The sequence below is a fragment of the Aeromonas allosaccharophila genome, assembly GCF_016026615.1.
Lineage (GTDB): Bacteria > Pseudomonadota > Gammaproteobacteria > Enterobacterales > Aeromonadaceae > Aeromonas > Aeromonas allosaccharophila.
Window position 1 is genome coordinate 1,083,941 of record NZ_CP065745.1, and the last position, 15,196, is coordinate 1,099,136.

16 protein-coding genes are annotated in these 15,196 nt (G+C 58.7%); 2 read left to right on the forward strand and 14 right to left on the reverse strand.

The genetic code is table 11. The features are described 5' to 3' along the window. Window positions 1-88 precede the first annotated feature (88 nt). From rbsB to potA, 11 genes are all read right to left on the reverse strand, one after another. A complete protein-coding gene (gene rbsB / locus I6G90_RS04760) occupies window positions 89-964 on the reverse strand; it encodes a ribose ABC transporter substrate-binding protein RbsB (protein WP_042061682.1) in 876 nt (291 codons plus the stop codon). Window positions 965-994: 30 nt separating this feature from the next. Then, window positions 995-1,963 (reverse strand): ribose ABC transporter permease, encoded by a 969-nt coding sequence (gene rbsC, locus I6G90_RS04765; RefSeq protein ID WP_005336670.1) that lies wholly within the window; start codon window positions 1,961-1,963, stop codon window positions 995-997. After that, window positions 1,960-3,489 carry a ribose ABC transporter ATP-binding protein RbsA gene (gene rbsA / locus I6G90_RS04770; protein ID WP_197929972.1) on the reverse strand — a complete coding sequence of 510 codons (1,530 nt, stop codon included), beginning with the start codon at window positions 3,487-3,489 and terminating at the stop codon, window positions 1,960-1,962. The genes rbsC and rbsA overlap by 4 nt, the downstream gene beginning before the upstream one ends. 21 nt (window positions 3,490-3,510) lie before the next feature. Next, window positions 3,511-3,930, reverse strand: a complete 420-nt coding sequence (rbsD, locus tag I6G90_RS04775) for a D-ribose pyranase (RefSeq protein WP_042657759.1) — start codon at window positions 3,928-3,930, stop codon at window positions 3,511-3,513. Window positions 3,931-4,163: 233 nt separating this feature from the next. Then, a complete protein-coding gene (locus I6G90_RS04780) occupies window positions 4,164-4,781 on the reverse strand; it encodes a glutathione S-transferase family protein (protein ID WP_197929974.1) in 618 nt (205 codons plus the stop codon). A gap of 436 nt (window positions 4,782-5,217) precedes the next feature. Next, complete coding sequence (locus I6G90_RS04785) at window positions 5,218-5,907, reverse strand: RES family NAD+ phosphorylase (RefSeq protein WP_005336650.1); 690 nt, start codon at window positions 5,905-5,907, stop codon at window positions 5,218-5,220. Continuing rightward, the gene (locus I6G90_RS04790; protein WP_005336648.1) at window positions 5,907-6,311 is read right to left on the reverse strand and encodes an MbcA/ParS/Xre antitoxin family protein; all 405 of its coding nucleotides are present in this window, start codon (window positions 6,309-6,311) and stop codon (window positions 5,907-5,909) included. Before I6G90_RS04790 ends, I6G90_RS04785 begins: the two co-directional genes overlap by 1 nt. 402 nt (window positions 6,312-6,713) lie before the next feature. Beyond that, window positions 6,714-7,781: an extracellular solute-binding protein gene (locus tag I6G90_RS04795; RefSeq protein WP_197929976.1), complete on the reverse strand. Its 1,068-nt coding sequence runs from the start codon at window positions 7,779-7,781 to the stop codon at window positions 6,714-6,716. An 81-nt stretch (window positions 7,782-7,862) separates the two neighbouring features. Next, on the reverse strand, window positions 7,863-8,633 hold the full coding sequence (gene potC, locus I6G90_RS04800) for a spermidine/putrescine ABC transporter permease PotC (RefSeq protein WP_197929978.1): 771 nt from the start codon (window positions 8,631-8,633) through the stop codon (window positions 7,863-7,865). Next, a complete protein-coding gene (gene potB / locus I6G90_RS04805; protein ID WP_197929980.1) occupies window positions 8,630-9,517 on the reverse strand; it encodes a spermidine/putrescine ABC transporter permease PotB in 888 nt (295 codons plus the stop codon). Before potB ends, potC begins: the two co-directional genes overlap by 4 nt. After that, complete coding sequence (gene potA, locus I6G90_RS04810; RefSeq protein WP_197929982.1) at window positions 9,504-10,607, reverse strand: spermidine/putrescine ABC transporter ATP-binding protein PotA; 1,104 nt, start codon at window positions 10,605-10,607, stop codon at window positions 9,504-9,506. Before potA ends, potB begins: the two co-directional genes overlap by 14 nt. Window positions 10,608-10,808: 201 nt before the next feature. On the opposite strand from potA, the gene I6G90_RS04815 reads away from it, so the two are divergent. Further along, window positions 10,809-11,546 (forward strand): DUF2189 domain-containing protein, encoded by a 738-nt coding sequence (locus I6G90_RS04815; RefSeq protein ID WP_181363584.1) that lies wholly within the window; start codon window positions 10,809-10,811, stop codon window positions 11,544-11,546. Window positions 11,547-11,562: 16 nt separating this feature from the next. After that, window positions 11,563-12,249: a DUF2987 domain-containing protein gene (locus tag I6G90_RS04820; RefSeq protein WP_197929984.1), complete on the forward strand. Its 687-nt coding sequence runs from the start codon at window positions 11,563-11,565 to the stop codon at window positions 12,247-12,249. 103 nt (window positions 12,250-12,352) lie between these two features. On the opposite strand, the gene ttcA is transcribed toward I6G90_RS04820, so the two are convergent. From ttcA to I6G90_RS04835, 3 genes are all read right to left on the reverse strand, one after another. Continuing rightward, window positions 12,353-13,261 carry a tRNA 2-thiocytidine(32) synthetase TtcA gene (ttcA, locus tag I6G90_RS04825; RefSeq protein WP_042062333.1) on the reverse strand — a complete coding sequence of 303 codons (909 nt, stop codon included), beginning with the start codon at window positions 13,259-13,261 and terminating at the stop codon, window positions 12,353-12,355. Between the two features lie 74 nt (window positions 13,262-13,335). Beyond that, window positions 13,336-14,283, reverse strand: coding sequence for a universal stress protein UspE (gene uspE / locus I6G90_RS04830; protein ID WP_042062335.1), 948 nt, complete (start codon window positions 14,281-14,283; stop codon window positions 13,336-13,338). Between the two features lie 139 nt (window positions 14,284-14,422). Continuing rightward, entirely contained in the window at window positions 14,423-15,178 is a 756-nt protein-coding gene (locus I6G90_RS04835; RefSeq protein ID WP_197929987.1) for an FNR family transcription factor, read from the reverse strand. Window positions 15,179-15,196: the final 18 nt, after the last annotated feature.

The window sequence follows — 15,196 nt, forward strand, 5'->3', positions numbered from 1 at the left end:
TGGCTTGAACACAATGACTGAGTGAGCTCAAGCCGGGAGGCACCGCGACTGAGGGGAAAAAGGGGAGGCGAGCCTCCCCCTTTGAGACTTATTTGCTGACCACTTGCAGCGGAACCGGGATGGATTTCTCGACCGGCTGACCCTTGAGCACCTTGTCGGCAGTCTCGACACCGATGGCACCGATCAGGGCAGGTTGCTGGGCCACGGTGGCGGCCAGTTTACCTTTGGCAACGGCGGCTTTGCCATCGTCAGTGCCGTCGAAGCCGACGATCATCACCTCTTTACCGGCAGCCTGTACCGCGCGGATGGCACCCAGCGCCATCTCGTCGTTCTGGGCGAACACGGCCTGTACGGTCGGGTGGGCCGCCAGCAGGTTTTCCATGACGTTCAGACCCTTGGTGCGGTCAAAGTCGGCAGGCTGGGAAGCCAGTACCTGCAGCTTGTTGGCTGCCACGGCCAGGGCAAAACCTTCGCCACGGTCACGGGCGGCGGAAGTACCGGCAATCCCTTCCAGCTGGATCACCTTGGCACCGGTACCCAGTTTTTCGGTGATGAAGTCACCGGCCAGCTTGCCGCCAGCCACGTTATCGGAGGCGATGTGGGCTTTCACCTCGCCTTGCGCGGCGCCGCGGTCCAGGGTCAGCACCGGAATGTTGGCGCGGTTAGCCAGACGGATTGCGTTGCCGACCGCTTCGGAGTCGGTGGGGTTGATCAGGATGGCGCCGACCTTGCGTACGGTGAGATCTTCCATGTTGGAGAGCTCTTTGGCCGGGTCATTCTGGGAATCCAGTACCACCAGCTCGTAACCAAGCTCCTTGGCTTTGGCTTCGGCACCCTCTTTCATGGTGACGAAGAAGGGGTTGTTGAGGGTGGAGACCACCATCGCCAGGGTTTGATCGGCGGCCTGGGCAGTGCCCAGCACGGACATGATGGCGGCAGCGAGCAGGGTATTGAGCTTTTTCATCATTTCATTCCTTGTGTGTGGCTTGTCTTATTAACGGTTGCTTTTGTTATCGATCATCACGGCAAGCAAGATCACGCTGGCCTTGGCGATCATCTGGTAATAGGACGATACGTCGAGCAGGTTGAGGGCGTTGTTGAGAAAACCGATGATCAAGGCACCGATCAGGGTTCCCATGATGCGGCCCTTGCCGCCCATCAGGCTGGTACCGCCCAGCACTACGGCGGCGATGGCATCCAGCTCGTAACCCATGCCCGCCGTCGGCTGGGCAGAGGATAGGCGAGAGGTAACGATAAGCCCTGCCAGCGCCGAGAGCGCGCCGCACAGACCATACACCGCCAGCTTCACCCGATCCACATTGATACCGGAGAGGCGGGTGGCAGACTCGTTACCGCCCAGCGCGTAGATGTAGCGACCGAGACGGGTGTGGTTGAGCATGAACCAGGCCAGCAGGAAGACGATGGCCATCAGCCAGATGGGCACCGGCAGACCGAACAGGTAACCGGTACCGAGCCAGGCGAAGTGATCGGCGCCGTCACTGAAACCGGTGGAGATGGGGCGTCCCTCGGTATAGACCATGGTGATGCCGCGCAGGGCGGTCATGGTGACCAGGGTGGCGATAAAGGCCTGTACCTTGCCTTTGGCAATGATGAGACCGCTGACGCCGCCCAGCAGGGCACCGGCACCCAGAGTGAGGGGCACCACCAGCCAGATCGGCAGCTCCATGGCGACCATAGTCGCGGCCAGCGCACCGCACAGGGCCAGCACAGATCCGACCGACAGATCGATACCGGCGGTGAGGATAACCAGCGTCATACCGACCGCCATGATGGCGTTGACCGAGGTCTGGCGCAGGATGTTGAGCAGGTTGTCGGCGGTGAAGAAGTTGGGGCTCAGGAAAGAGACCACACCAATCAGGACCAGCAGCGCGACCAGGGATTTGTTCTCGATCCACCACGCCTTGCTCATGACGCCACGGCGGGAAAGGGTTTGGGTTGTCATTGGGATGCCTCTTGCTCTGCTTGCCACTGTTTACCGACTGCCGCCGCCATCAGCTTCTCCTGATTGGCATCGCGGGTGTTGAACTCTGCGCTGATGCGCCCTTCGTGCATTACCATGATGCGATCACTCATGCCGAGCACTTCCGGCATTTCGGAGGAGACCAGAATGATGCTCATCCCCTCCTTCTTGAACTGGTTGATCAGCTGATAAATTTCCTTTTTCGCCCCCACGTCGACGCCGCGGGTCGGCTCGTCGAGGATCAGCACCTTGGGCCGGGTCAGCAGCCCCTTGGCGATGGCTACCTTCTGCTGGTTGCCGCCGGAGAGGAGCTTGATCAGCTGATCCTGACTCGGGGTCTTGATGTTGAACAGGCGCACATAGTCGCTCACTGCCTGCCGTTCGGCCTTGCCGTCAATCTTGCCGTTGCTGATGAACTCGTCGAGGGCGCACAGACTCATGTTTTCGCGCACCGACAGCTCCAGCACCAACCCATCGCCCTTGCGATCCTCGGAGATATAGGCGATGCCCGCGGCCAAGCCGTCGGCCGGGCTTTTGGGCACCAGAGCATGACCGTCCACTTCCACTTCACCGGCGCTGATGGGGCTGGCGCCATAGATAAGTTTCATCAGCTCGGTGCGGCCGGAGCCCATCAGGCCGCTAAAGCCCAGAATTTCACCCTGACGCAGGGAGAAACTCACCCCGCGCACGCCGGGACCGGCCAGATCCTTCACTTGCAGGCTGACGGGGCCGAGCTCGCGCTCAAGGCGTGGATACTGCTCTTCCAGCCGGCGACCCACCATCATCTCGATGATCTTGTCTTCGTCCAGATCGCTTACCGCCTTCTCGCCGATCCACTTGCCATCGCGCAGCACGGTGACCCGATCGCAGATCTGGAAGATCTCCTTGAGGCGGTGGGAGATATAGACGATGCCGCAACCCTGCTGGCGCAGCTCGCGGATCACCACAAACAGCTGCTCGGTCTCGGTGTCGGTCAGCGCATCGGTGGGTTCATCCATGATGATGACGCTGGCATCAAACGACAGTGCCTTGGCAATCTCCACCATCTGCTGTTCGCCGATGGAGAGATCCCCGAGCCGGGTATCCGGGCCGTGCTTGACGCCAAGTCGTGCCAGCAGACCGCTGGCCCGCTCACGCAACTGTTGGTGGTCGATGCTGCCAAAACGGGTACGGGGTTCGCGACCGAGGAAGATGTTGGCGGCAATCGACAACTCCGGCAGCAGGTTCAGCTCTTGGTGGATGATGCTGATCCCCTGATCCTGGGAGTCGCGGGGGCCCTTGAAGTGGACTGGTTGACCGCGGTAGCTGACGCTGCCCGCATCGGCCTGATAGATACCGGTCAGCACCTTCATCAGAGTGGATTTGCCGGCGCCATTTTCACCGAGCAGGGCCATCACCTGGCCCGGATAGACCCGCAGACCCGCTTCGTCGAGGGCGCGCACACCGGGGAAGGTCTTGACGATCCCGGTCAGCTCCAGAATGGGTGAGAGGGGGGAGGTTGTGCTCATTTGCAGCGTCCTTGAAGAGGCTTAAAACGCCACACCGGCGCAGAGAATAATATTAGCGTAGGGGGTGACCTCGCCGCTGCGCACGATGGCCTTGCTCTGGCGGGAGCGGGTTTTGAACTCCTCGTGCAGGCAGTACTCGATAGTGATGGGCTTGCCCTGGGCGGTGGCGTGGGCCTCAAGCTGATCGACCAGCGCCTGATGGGCGGCGGGGCTGATCTGCTTGATCTCGCTCGCCATGATCACCTTCTCCACCACCAGATCGGTGAGCAGGGCGGTCAGTACGGTTGCAAGGCTGGGCGTCCCCGCCATCAGCGCCAGATCGATCCGCTCCGGACCTGCCGGAATGGGCAAGCCTGCATCGCAGACGGTGATCTCGTCGGTGTGGCCCATTTGTGCCACCAGAGCACTCAGGGGAGCATTGAGCAGTACGCCTCGTTTCATACAGCACCTCATCAGGCCTTGGCCCGTCAATCTGTGAACCGCTAGGCAACCGGTTACGCAACCGGTTGCGTCATGGCGCAAAGATAGGCTTTTTACCGGGGAAGGGCCACGGCAAAACCACGGAAATGTGAAAACGATCTCAAAGGCGGGAGAAGAAGTGCAGGGGAGGAGGCAGGAAGGGTGTCAGCAGAGCCCTGACACCCTTGTTATTCATCGAGCTATTGATTTTATGGTTAGTTGGCCAGTGCCTTGGCGACCGCCGGACGGGTCAGCATGCGCTGATAATGATCGGCAACCTTGGGGAATTCACTGATCTCGACTCCATCGCTTTTCAGCCAGCCTGCGACCACGAACAGGTAGATATCCGCCACGCTGAACTGCTCGCCGAGTACCCAGGGGCCAGCCAGATAGTGCCGCTCAATCTGGGCAAAACCATCGCGCATATTGCTGGCAACTTTCTGCTGCATGGCGGCAATGGCCTGCTCGTCATCGGCCCAGCGGCTGCCACGGCGACCGTGAGCGTGGGAGACATGCACGGTGGAGGCGAGGAAGCTGTTGACCTCCTGCATGCGGGCCAGCAGGAACGGGTTGTCGAGCGGCGCCAGCTTGGCTGCGGGGAAGCGCTGCGCCACATAGAGCAGCAGGGCCGGGGTTTCGGTCAGGGTGCCCTGCTCGGTGACAAGGGCAGGCACCCGCCCTTTGGGGTTGATGGCGAGGTATTCGGGCGAACGCTGCTCACCGGCAGCCAGATTGAGCTGGCGGGCAGTAAACGGGGCGCCGGTTTCCAGCAGGGCAATCTGCACAGCCATGGCACAGGTGCCGGGAGCGAAATAGAGGGTCAGATCGGACATGAATACTCCTGATTGGCTCAGGCCACCCGTGATATCGGCGAAAAACGTGTTTTCCGTGATACCTCGAGGGGTCATAAAAAAAGAGAGGGGCAACGCTTGCCCCCTCAGCCAATCTACACCCCTGAGGGGGGATGAAAAAGTGCAGAATTAATCGACTTTGGCCGCTTTGCTGTTTGCCCACACCCTAAACCCCTTGGCCAAAATCTCGAACCAGTGGGTGTTGAACTTGATAGGCGCTGTTGACGCCAGAGGGACGGCAAGTCGGTACTGAAAGGACTGGGGGCGCAATAGCGCTCCCGCCTCGCTGTGCACTCTATCTGTGAGAAATCATACAGGTGAAAGACTGATGCCCGTGTGCGGGAATACAGCTCCTTTTTGCGATGATCCTTTCAGGCTTGAAGGGGAGCACCGCAATTATTATCAATAAGACAGAACCTTATTCCCCATATAGCTTAATTTCCAACACATTGGCGATGGCACTGCCATTCCAGTGGTATTCCAGATGCTGGGCTTGGTGGATCTTGGTGACCAGACGGGGGCGATAGAGTACATGGCAGTTATGACCGCTGTGGCGTACAGAACGGTAGTGGATACCGTCTATCCCCTTGGTTTTCTGCTCTTGGGCGAAAGCTTGGGATTGACCATAGTTGGTTGCGTGATAAAGCGGGGTGGAGAGAAATTCCGCGCTGGTGATATCGACCAGATTGGCGTTGAACTCGGTATAGAGCACCCGCATCTGTACTTTCTGAGCGGGTTCGTTGGTGTAGCCGAACATCCGCTCCTGGTGATAGACCGTCTCTTTGATGGCAGTATCGAGCAGGGGGGCACAGTAGTAACCGCCGAAATCGCCAGTGGTGAAGCGGGCTCCTTCCGGGTTGATATGGGTGAAGGCTGCCATCACATAGCTGCTGCCGTTTAGCCCGACCAACCAATCCTCTTTCGGTACCAATGACAGATCACCCGCCGCTTCATTCAACCGATCATTGGTCAGTGACTCTATGGCCCAGACGGCCTCCAGTTCGTCCGCATTAGCTACGTCTTCATAGAGATCGATGGTGGGGTAGCGGCTTGGAATGATCCGATATGCTCGCTCCCCCTTGAGTTCAATCAGTGGCGGCTCTTGCATCAGGCCATACCCCCGCGCCAGGCATGCAGACGGGTGGCCACTTCATACAAATCAGCCACGCGGCCAGCGTTCATAATGTCCATCGCGCTGCGCCCGGCAAAGAAGGGATGGCTGTTGGGTTTGCGCACCCAGCCGTAGATGCTGTCGTCGGCACTGAACAGCATCCTCAGACACTTATGGATATTGAGGATGTAGCTCATCCGTTCTTGCATATCCACGGTCAGACGGATCCCGCCGTTTGATTCCTTGTATTTGTTCAATGTTGAACGGGATGAAATGCCAAGCAGTTTCAGCTGTTCATCTGTATTGCAGTGCCACTTATCCAGGATACGGAATACCACAGGCAGTGCCTTACTGGGGTCAATGGCGCCATTTTTCAGGGCTTTTTGTGCAGTATTGGCCATATGTCCTCCTTACTATAGTCAGCGCCAGACGGCTGTCTGGCGCGTGAAATGTTAACTTGAGTTTAGTGTAGAAGAAATGCGCACACATGTACACATTTATACATATGTGCACATATATGTTCATTCTTGGGCGTTAATGTTCTTCCTTGAGGTCACGCAAAAAACACTCAGTGGTCAGCCACTATCTGGTGTGGTCCTGGCTGGTACATTGGATTGATTTTCTCGGCGTCTTTATTGGCCTCATTTTCGAGCCGATGGGCCAGCTTGATGGAGGCCAGACACGAGGCGCTCCATGTGTCGATCGGTGTGCTGTCGTGTTTAGGCATCGAAGAGGTGAAGATGAAAAAGGGAGCGATTGCTCCCTTAATCCATTAAGCCCATCAGGGCCGATTAACCACCGACTTAACCCGCCTTGGCCACCATGGCTTTAAGCTGCAGGAAGTACTGCTCGTAGAGGCGGGAGGTATCCCCTACATCGGACTGGAACTCCCCCTTGCGCTTGATCTCGTCACTCGGGAAGACCATGGGGTTGTTGCGAAACGCCGGGGTGAGCAGGGGAATGGCATCCTTGACTGGGGTGGGGTAGCCAATCGCTTCGGCCACCTTGGCGGCCACATCGGGGCGCATCAGGAAGTTGATCAGGGCATGGGCCTCCTTCACATGCTTGGCCTTGGCCGGAATGGCGAGGTTGTCCATCCAGAGTACAGCTCCCTCGTCGGGGTAGGTCATCTGGATGGAGGGGTATTCGCGCTGGGCGCCGTAGGCCGAGCCGTTCCACAGCATGCCGATATTGACCTCACCGGCGATAAAGGGGTCGGCCGGGTTGTCGGAGTTGAACGCCTTGACGTTGGGCATCAGCTTTTTCAGGTATTCGAACGCTTCGGCAATTTGCGCCTTGTCCTGGGTGTTGGGGCTGTAGCCCAGCTGCACCAGCGCGATATGGAACACCTCGCGGGCATCGTCCATCAGCAGCAGGCTCTCTTTCCACTCCGGTGCCCAGAGCTGCTTCCAGCTGGTAACCGGCTGTTCGATGATATCGGTGTTGGTGCCGATCCCGGTTGCGCCCCAGATATAGGGGATGGAGTAGCGGTTCTCCGGGTCGTACTCGTGGTTGAGCAGGGTAGGGTCGAGGTGCTTGAAGTTGGGCAGCTGGGCGCGATCCAGTGGCTGCAGCATCCCCTCTTTGGCCATTTTCGAGATGAAGTAGGTGCTGGGCACCATCACGTCATAGCCGTCGCCATGGGTTTTCAGCTTGGCGTAGAGGGTCTCGTTGGATTCGTAGGTGGAGTAGATCACCTTGATGCCGGTCTCTTGCTGGAACTGCTCCAGCAGGCCGTCCGGCACATATTCCGACCAGTTGTAGAAGTAGACCACCTTGTCGTCGGCCGCGTGAGCACTCTGGCTCAGCAGCGGGGTGGTGAGGGTGAGGGCGGCTGCCAGCAGGGCGCCGGCCTTGTGTTGGATTGTCATCAACAACTCCTTGGGGTTATGGGGCCTTGCGGCCCACCGTGACAGAGTTCGCCAAAGGTGGCGGGGACGAAACGGGCAGGGTCAACCCTGCCGTTTACGCAGTAACAGTTGCGCCAGCAGCACCATCCCGAGGGAGGCGACCAGCATCAGGGTGGCTAGGGCGTTGACCTCGGGGGAGACGCCCACCTTGACCATGGAGTAGATCTTGAGCGGCAGGATCTCGTAGGCCGGGCCGGTGACAAAGGAGCTCACCACCACGTCGTCCAGCGACAGGGTAAAGGAGAGCAGCCAGCCCGCCATCACCGCCGGCAGGGCTAGCGGCAGTATGATGCGGCGCAGGATGATCCACTCGCCAGCCCCCAGATCCCGCGCTGCTTCCAGCATCCGCACATCAAAACCGCACAGCCGCGAGTAGACGGTGATCACCACGAACGGCAGGCTGAAGGTGATGTGGGCGATCAGTAGCGACCAGAAGCCGAGCGCAATGCCGGTCACCACAAACAGGGTCAGCAGGGAGATGGCCATGACGATATCGGGGGACATCATCACCACGAACAGCATGCCGCTCACGTACTGTTTGCCGCGAAAGCGATAGCGAAACAGCGCCACGGCGGTGAGGGTACCGATCAGGGTGGCCGCGGTGGCGGTGAGGGCAGCGATGGTCAGGGAGTGCTGGGCCGCCTGCATCAGGCTAGCGCTGGCAAACAGCTTCTCATACCAGCCCAGGGTAAAGCCGCGCCAGTCGATGCCATATTTCGACAGGTTGAAGGAGTTGGCGATCAGCACCCCGATGGGCACATAGAGGTAGCCAAACACCAGCAGCAGGAACAGAGCCTTCAGTGCGCGCATCATGCCAGCTCCCCCTTCTTGCTGAGTAGCTTGCCCGCCCGCCAGTAGCAGTAGACCAACAGTGCCATCAGCACCGTCAGCATCACGCTGATGGCGGCGCCAAAGGGCCAGTCACGGCTATTGAGGAACTGGGTCTTGATCAGGTTACCGATCAGCAGGTGCTTGGCGCCCCCCAGCAAGTCGGAGACATAGAACATCCCCATGGCGGGCAGGAACACCAGCAGACAACCGGCGATGATGCCGGGCAGGGTGAGGGGCAAAATGATCCGTACCAGCCGTTGCCAGCCGTTGGCGCCAAGATCCCGCGCCGCCTCCAGTAAACGACCATCCAGCTTCTCGATGCTGGAGTAGAGCGGCAGCACCATAAAGGGGAGCAGCACATAGACCAGCCCGATGATGACGGCCACCTCGGTATACATCATCTGCAGCGGCCGCTCGATGAGCCCCAGATCCATCAGCCAGCCATTGATCAGCCCCCGGGTGCCGAGCAGCACCTTGAGCGCATAGGTACGGATCAGGGAGTTGGTCCAGAACGGTACCACCACCAGAAACAGCAGCAGCGGGCGAATACGTGTTGGCAGATGGGCCAGCAGCCAGGCAAAGGGGTAACCCACCAGCAGGCAGATGGCGGTGGCGAGCAGCGCCAGCCAGAGAGAGTGGAGCAGCACCTCGAAATAGAGCGGGTCCAGCAAGCGGCCATAGTTGCTCAGGGTAAAGAGCGGCGCGATAAGCTCGGACTCATCACGAGTCAGGAAGCTGACGCCGATGATCATCAGGTTGGGCAGGAAGACAAACAGCGTCAGCCAGCCCAGGATCAGCGCGATGGCCGTGTTGCGAAAGCCATTGTGGGCAAAGCTGTGCGCTACCCGCAGATTAGTGAGGCTCATAGGGCAGCACCACCTCCCAGCTGTCAACCCAGTGGATCGCCACCTCCTGACCCAGACGGTAGTCAAAATCGGGGTCATCCTCGTCGAAGAACTCGGAGATAAGCAGCTGTTTGCCACTTTCGAGCTCGATCACCGAATCCAGCGTCGCCCCCTTGTAGTTACGCTCGCGGATATTGCCCCGCAGCGCGCCGCTCTGATCGGCATCCTGATCGAGAATGCGCAGATCTTCCGGGCGCAGCAGCACCAGCACCTTCTCGTCTGGCTGGAACGGCAAGGTGGTATGGAGCAGGCATTCGCGCCCCTCTACCTCCGCCTGCCAGATACCGGGCTCGCGCTGGCTGATCAGCTTGCCATCCATCACGTTGATCTCGCCGATAAAGCGGGCCACGAACAGATTAGCTGGCGATTCGTAGATATCGCGCGGGGTGCCGCGCTGGATGATCTTGCCCCCCTCCATCACCAGGATGCGATCAGACATGGTGAGCGCCTCTTCCTGATCATGGGTAACGAAGACAAAGGTGATGCCAAGGCGACGTTGCAGCGCCTTGAGCTCGCTCTGCATCTGCTTGCGCAGCTTGTAGTCGAGCGCCGAGAGGGATTCGTCGAGCAGCAGCAGGCGGGGCTTGTTGACCACGGCGCGGGCGATGGCGACCCGTTGCTGCTGGCCGCCGGAGAGCTGGTCCGGGCGGCGGTTGGCCAGCTCGGTGAGCTGCACCATGGCGAGGGTCTCCTCGACCCGCTGGCGGATCTCGCTGGCAGGCACCTTTTGCATCTGAAGGCCAAAGGCGACGTTTTCAAACACCGTCATATGGGGGAAGAGCGCATAGCTCTGGAACACGGTGTTGATGTGCCTGTGTTCGGCGGGGATATGGGTGATCTCGTCACCGGCCAGATGGATGGTGCCACCATCGACCGATTCGAGCCCGGCCAGCAGGCGCAGCAGGGTCGTCTTGCCGCAGCCGGAGGGGCCCAGCAGGGTAAGAAATTCACCATCATAGATTTCCAGGTCAAGGTCACTCAGGATCACCTTGCCATCGTATTTTTTGCTGATCTTGTTCAGCGCGACAATTACCTGTGGATTGTTCATCATCCGCCAGTCTCACCCCAGCCAGTGGCCATCGTGTTGAAAGAGGGCCGCATTCTATGCAGCCAATCCATGAAATCAAAGGCTTTTTGGCCCGAATTAGCCGGGAGTGGACAGGAAAAACGGCTACGAATAGCAGACCAAATCGCTATAATGTGCCACCTGATTTGGTCGTTTTCGATATTGGATAGTCAATTGAGTAATAAAATGCGTATTGGCGGCTCCCTTGAGCAGTCTCTGAACCAGGGCTACCGCCTTGATCTGAAAGGGGTCATCCAGGAGGGATGGCAACAGACCCGCCGTACCGGATTTGGCCTGCTGCTGGCGATTGTCGGAGTGACGGCGATCTGGATCCTGCTCAGCAATGTGCTGTTGTTGCCCTATCTGGGGGACGACAACCAGATGAATGTGGCCATGGTGCTAAGCCTGCTGATGACGGTGGTGATGGCCCCCATGACCAGCTCCCTCGATATGCTGGGGTTGCAGCAGTCGGTCGGGGTGCGCGCCCGGGCCAACCAGGTGTTCGACTTCTTCCGCCATTTTGTGCGCCTCGGCATGTTGAGCCTGCTTGGCAGTCTGCTCACCAGCCTGTTTGGCCCGCTGTTCGATCTGCTGGGATTGCCCGCTGTACTCTCTTTCATCCCCTCGGCCCTGATCGGCATGGGTCTGCTCTTTACCGTGCCGCTGGTGCTGGAGCGTGGCCTGACGCCGCCCCAGGCCATTCTGGTCTCTCTCAAGCTCTTTGCGCGCGGTTGGCCCAGCATTGTGCTGTTCCACGGCGTGATGACCGCGCTCTTCTTCCTGGCTCTGATCCCCATGGGGTTGGGGCTTATCTGGGTGGCACCGCTCTATTTCAACTGCAAGGGGATCCTCTATCGGGATCTCTGCGGGGTGGGGGTAGAGGTTAACGAGGTGACAGAAGGCCCCAACCATTTCAATGCATGATGCAAAAGGACGTTGAATGACCCGTCGATATGGAGTGACCAAGGTTTTGCGCCAGAGTCTGCTAGCCACGCTCTTGCTGCCTGGGCTGGCGCTGGCTGAGCCGGTGCTGGACCTGCAATACAGCACCTTCTACAGCCAGATGAAGACCTTTGCCAAAGGGGAGTTTGGTCACGCCAGACTGGGGTTTTATCTGACCGATCCGCAAAATGGTCAGCGCTGTGGCCTCACCTTTGCCCGGGTTGCAACCGACAGCAAGGAAGTGGCGGGCGAGGTAACGGTCGATAGCGAACTGCGCCTGCCTTTTGATGAGGATCTCAACCTCGACAAGGGGATCGTGACCGTCGGCCTGAAAGAAGAGCACGCCACTTGCGATATGACGGTACAGGTGATGGCCGATGCGCCAAAAGGGCCCGAGCTGCCGCTGGCCGAGCTGGCGGCCCGTCAGCAGCAGATGCAGTCGCTGCTCGACAAGATGGCGGGTATGGTCGGCAAGCACTTCCTGCCGAAGATGGAAGGGGTGCGCATTACCCTGGTGCAGCAGAGCGGCACCGCCTATCTGATTGATGGTGCCCGTCAGGAGGCACTGCCCTGGGAGAAAGGCCACCTGCTGCTGAGCAATGAGCAACTGGCCGCGTTCGCTGCCGGACAACTGCGCCTGCAGGGTGACGTGTTGCGGCTGACCCCCTGGTTGCACAAGGGCTGATGCCGATGGTGCTGTCACGTTGGTAACAGGCAGGTCAAGAAAGCAAAAAAGGAGCGATTATCGCTCCTTTTTTATTGCGTGGCGTTTGCCCTGTGACGGCGGCTTAGCGCACTTCAATCACATCCAGCATGTCCATCTCATCGATGTCCAGCAGCGGCGCCTTTGGCATCTCGGGCGGATCAAACGCCTTGTCGCCGCCATCGATGATGCCGGAGTCGCGGTTGATGCTCTTGAAGTCAAACAGCTTGTGATCGAGCAGGTGGCTCGGGATCACGTCCTGAATGGCGGTGAACATGGTTTCGATACGACCCGGGAAGCGGCGATCCCAATCCTGCATCATCTGCTTGATGGCCTGACGTTGCAGGTTCTCCTGCGAGCCGCACAGGTTGCACGGGATGATGGGGAAGGCTTTGACCTCGGCGTAGCGGATCAGATCCTTCTCTTTGCAGTAGGCCAGCGGGCGGATCACCACGTTCTTGCCATCATCGCTCACCAGCTTGGGCGGCATGGACTTGAGCTTGCCACCGTAGAACATGTTGAGGAACAGGGTCTCGAGGATGTCGTCGCGGTGGTGGCCAAGGGCAATCTTGGTGCAACCCAACTCCTGGGCGGTGCGATAGAGAATACCGCGGCGCAGTCGTGAGCAGAGGGAGCAGGTGGTTTTGCCTTCCGGTACCTTCTCCTTGACGATGGAGTAGGTATCTTCCTCGACGATCTTGTACTCGATGCCGAGCGAGGCGAGGTATTCAGGCAGCACATGCTCGGGGAAGCCGGGCTGCTTCTGATCCAGGTTGACGGCAACCAGATCGAAATGGATGGGGGCGCTGGCTTTGAGGCTCATCAGTATGTCGAGCATACCGAAGCTGTCCTTGCCGCCGGAGAGGCAGACCATGACCTTGTCGCCCTCTTCAATCATGTTGAAGTCGGCAATGGCCTGACCCACGTTGCGCCGCAGGCGCTTCTGCAGTTTGTTAAAACTGTATTTATCTTTGGCGTTCAGCTCTTCTAGCATGCTCGTAAAACCCGGGACACAAATAAGCGCGTTATTATAGCCATGTCCCGGGGGAGGGCAAGGTGCCAGGCACCTTATGATTGTTTGCGACGACTGTCGACCGGGCAGCTGTAGTCCGCCGGTTTGAGGATCAGGATGTCGCAGGAGAGGCGGTCAATAACATGTTCGGCGGTATTGCCGAGCAAAGCAGCAGAAAGCCCGGTACGGCCGACACAGCCCATGATCATCAATGTCGCCTTGAGCTCTTCGGCCATGTCCGGCAACACCTCTTCCGGTAGCCCTTCAGCTACCCGGGTCCAGAGATGACCAATCCCGAACTTGTCGGCATGGCTCAGCAGCAGGCTTTCGTGGTGTTTGCGGATCGCTTCGTTGTAGGCGTTGGGGTCAAACTCCGGCAGCTCGATGGCCACGTTGACCGGGGTGCCCGGGTAGGTGTTGACCAGATAGAGGTTGGAGCCCAGCAGCTCTGCGATATCGCTCCCTTCCTGGGTGATCCGTTCGTTGAGCAGTTTCTGATCCGGATCGTCGCTTGAGCAGTTGATGGCGGCGATGATGTTGCCGCCCCGTTGCCAGTGACCCTCCTTGACCAGCAGCACCGGACAGGGGCATTTGCGCAGCAGATGCCAGTCGGTGGGGGTAAAGATGAAAGTTTGCAGGAAGCTGTGATGGTGGGTGGCCTTGACCACCAGATCGTGGTGCTGCTCCAGCACCTCCTGAATGACGCATTCGAAGGGGCGATTGTGCCAGACCACCTTCACCTCGCAGGTTATCCCCTGTGCCCGATAGGGGGTCAGGATTTCGTCCAGCCACTCACGTCGCTGTGAAATGACGCCGTCGCGCATCTCTTGCCGCTCGTCCACCGAGAGCATGGCGGTCATTTCATACGAGAAGTCATAGATGGTGAGCAGCAGGGTCAGATGGGCGTTTTCGTCCAGCTCGGCGACTTTGACTGCCCGTTCGAGGGCGATTTGACGCTCCTCTTCTGGATTGATAACCACCAGAATATTCTGATATTTGACCATCTTCTCCTCCTTGGAAAAGTCCAATGACAGCAGAATGTTAGCTATTACAGCTTAGCGCAGGAGGAGGGTAACGGGAACGTACCGGATCACATTCCAGAGGAAAGGATCCGGCAGAGAAAGCGGGGTTTAAGACGTGTGCTTAGCCACAGGCTGGTCGGGTTGCACCGGCCATCATGCCAAGGGCGACCTGATCCAGCACGGTAATGTATTTGCCTTTGACGCTGATAAGACCGGACTTCTGGAAACGGCCGAGCAGACGACTGATGGTCTCGACGGTCAGCCCCAGATAGTTGCCGATATCGCCACGGGTCATGGAGAGACGGAACTCCTTGGCGGAGAAGCCACGCTCGGAGAAGCGTACCGACAGATTGTGCAGGAAGGCGGCGAGGCGCTCTTCGGCATTTTTCTTGGAGAGCAACAGGATCATCTCCTGATCGCCCATGATTTCGTTGCTCATCAGACGCATGATCTGCTGACGCAGCTTGGGCATCTTGCCGGAGAGGTCGTCGAGCACTTCAAACGGGATCTCGCACACCATGGCGGTTTCCAGCGCTTGGGCGAAGGAGGGGTGTGCCTGTTTGTGGATGGCATCGAAACCAACCAGATCGCCAGCGAGGTGGAACGCGGTGATCTGCTCATCCCCTTGCTCGGTGATGGTGTAAGACTTGATGGTCCCGGAACGGATGGCATAGAGCGATTTGAACTCGTCGCCAGCCTTGAACAGCTCTTCACCCTTCTGGATCGGCTTTTTGCGCTCGATGATGCTGTCCAGCTGATCAAGCTCGTTGTCGTTCAGAGCGAAGGGAATACAGAGCTGACTGATACTGCAATCCTGGCAATGAATTGCACAGCCACCGCTCTGGATACGTCTGCCAGGTTTCTTTTCCGGGATCATAGGCTCATACGAATAATT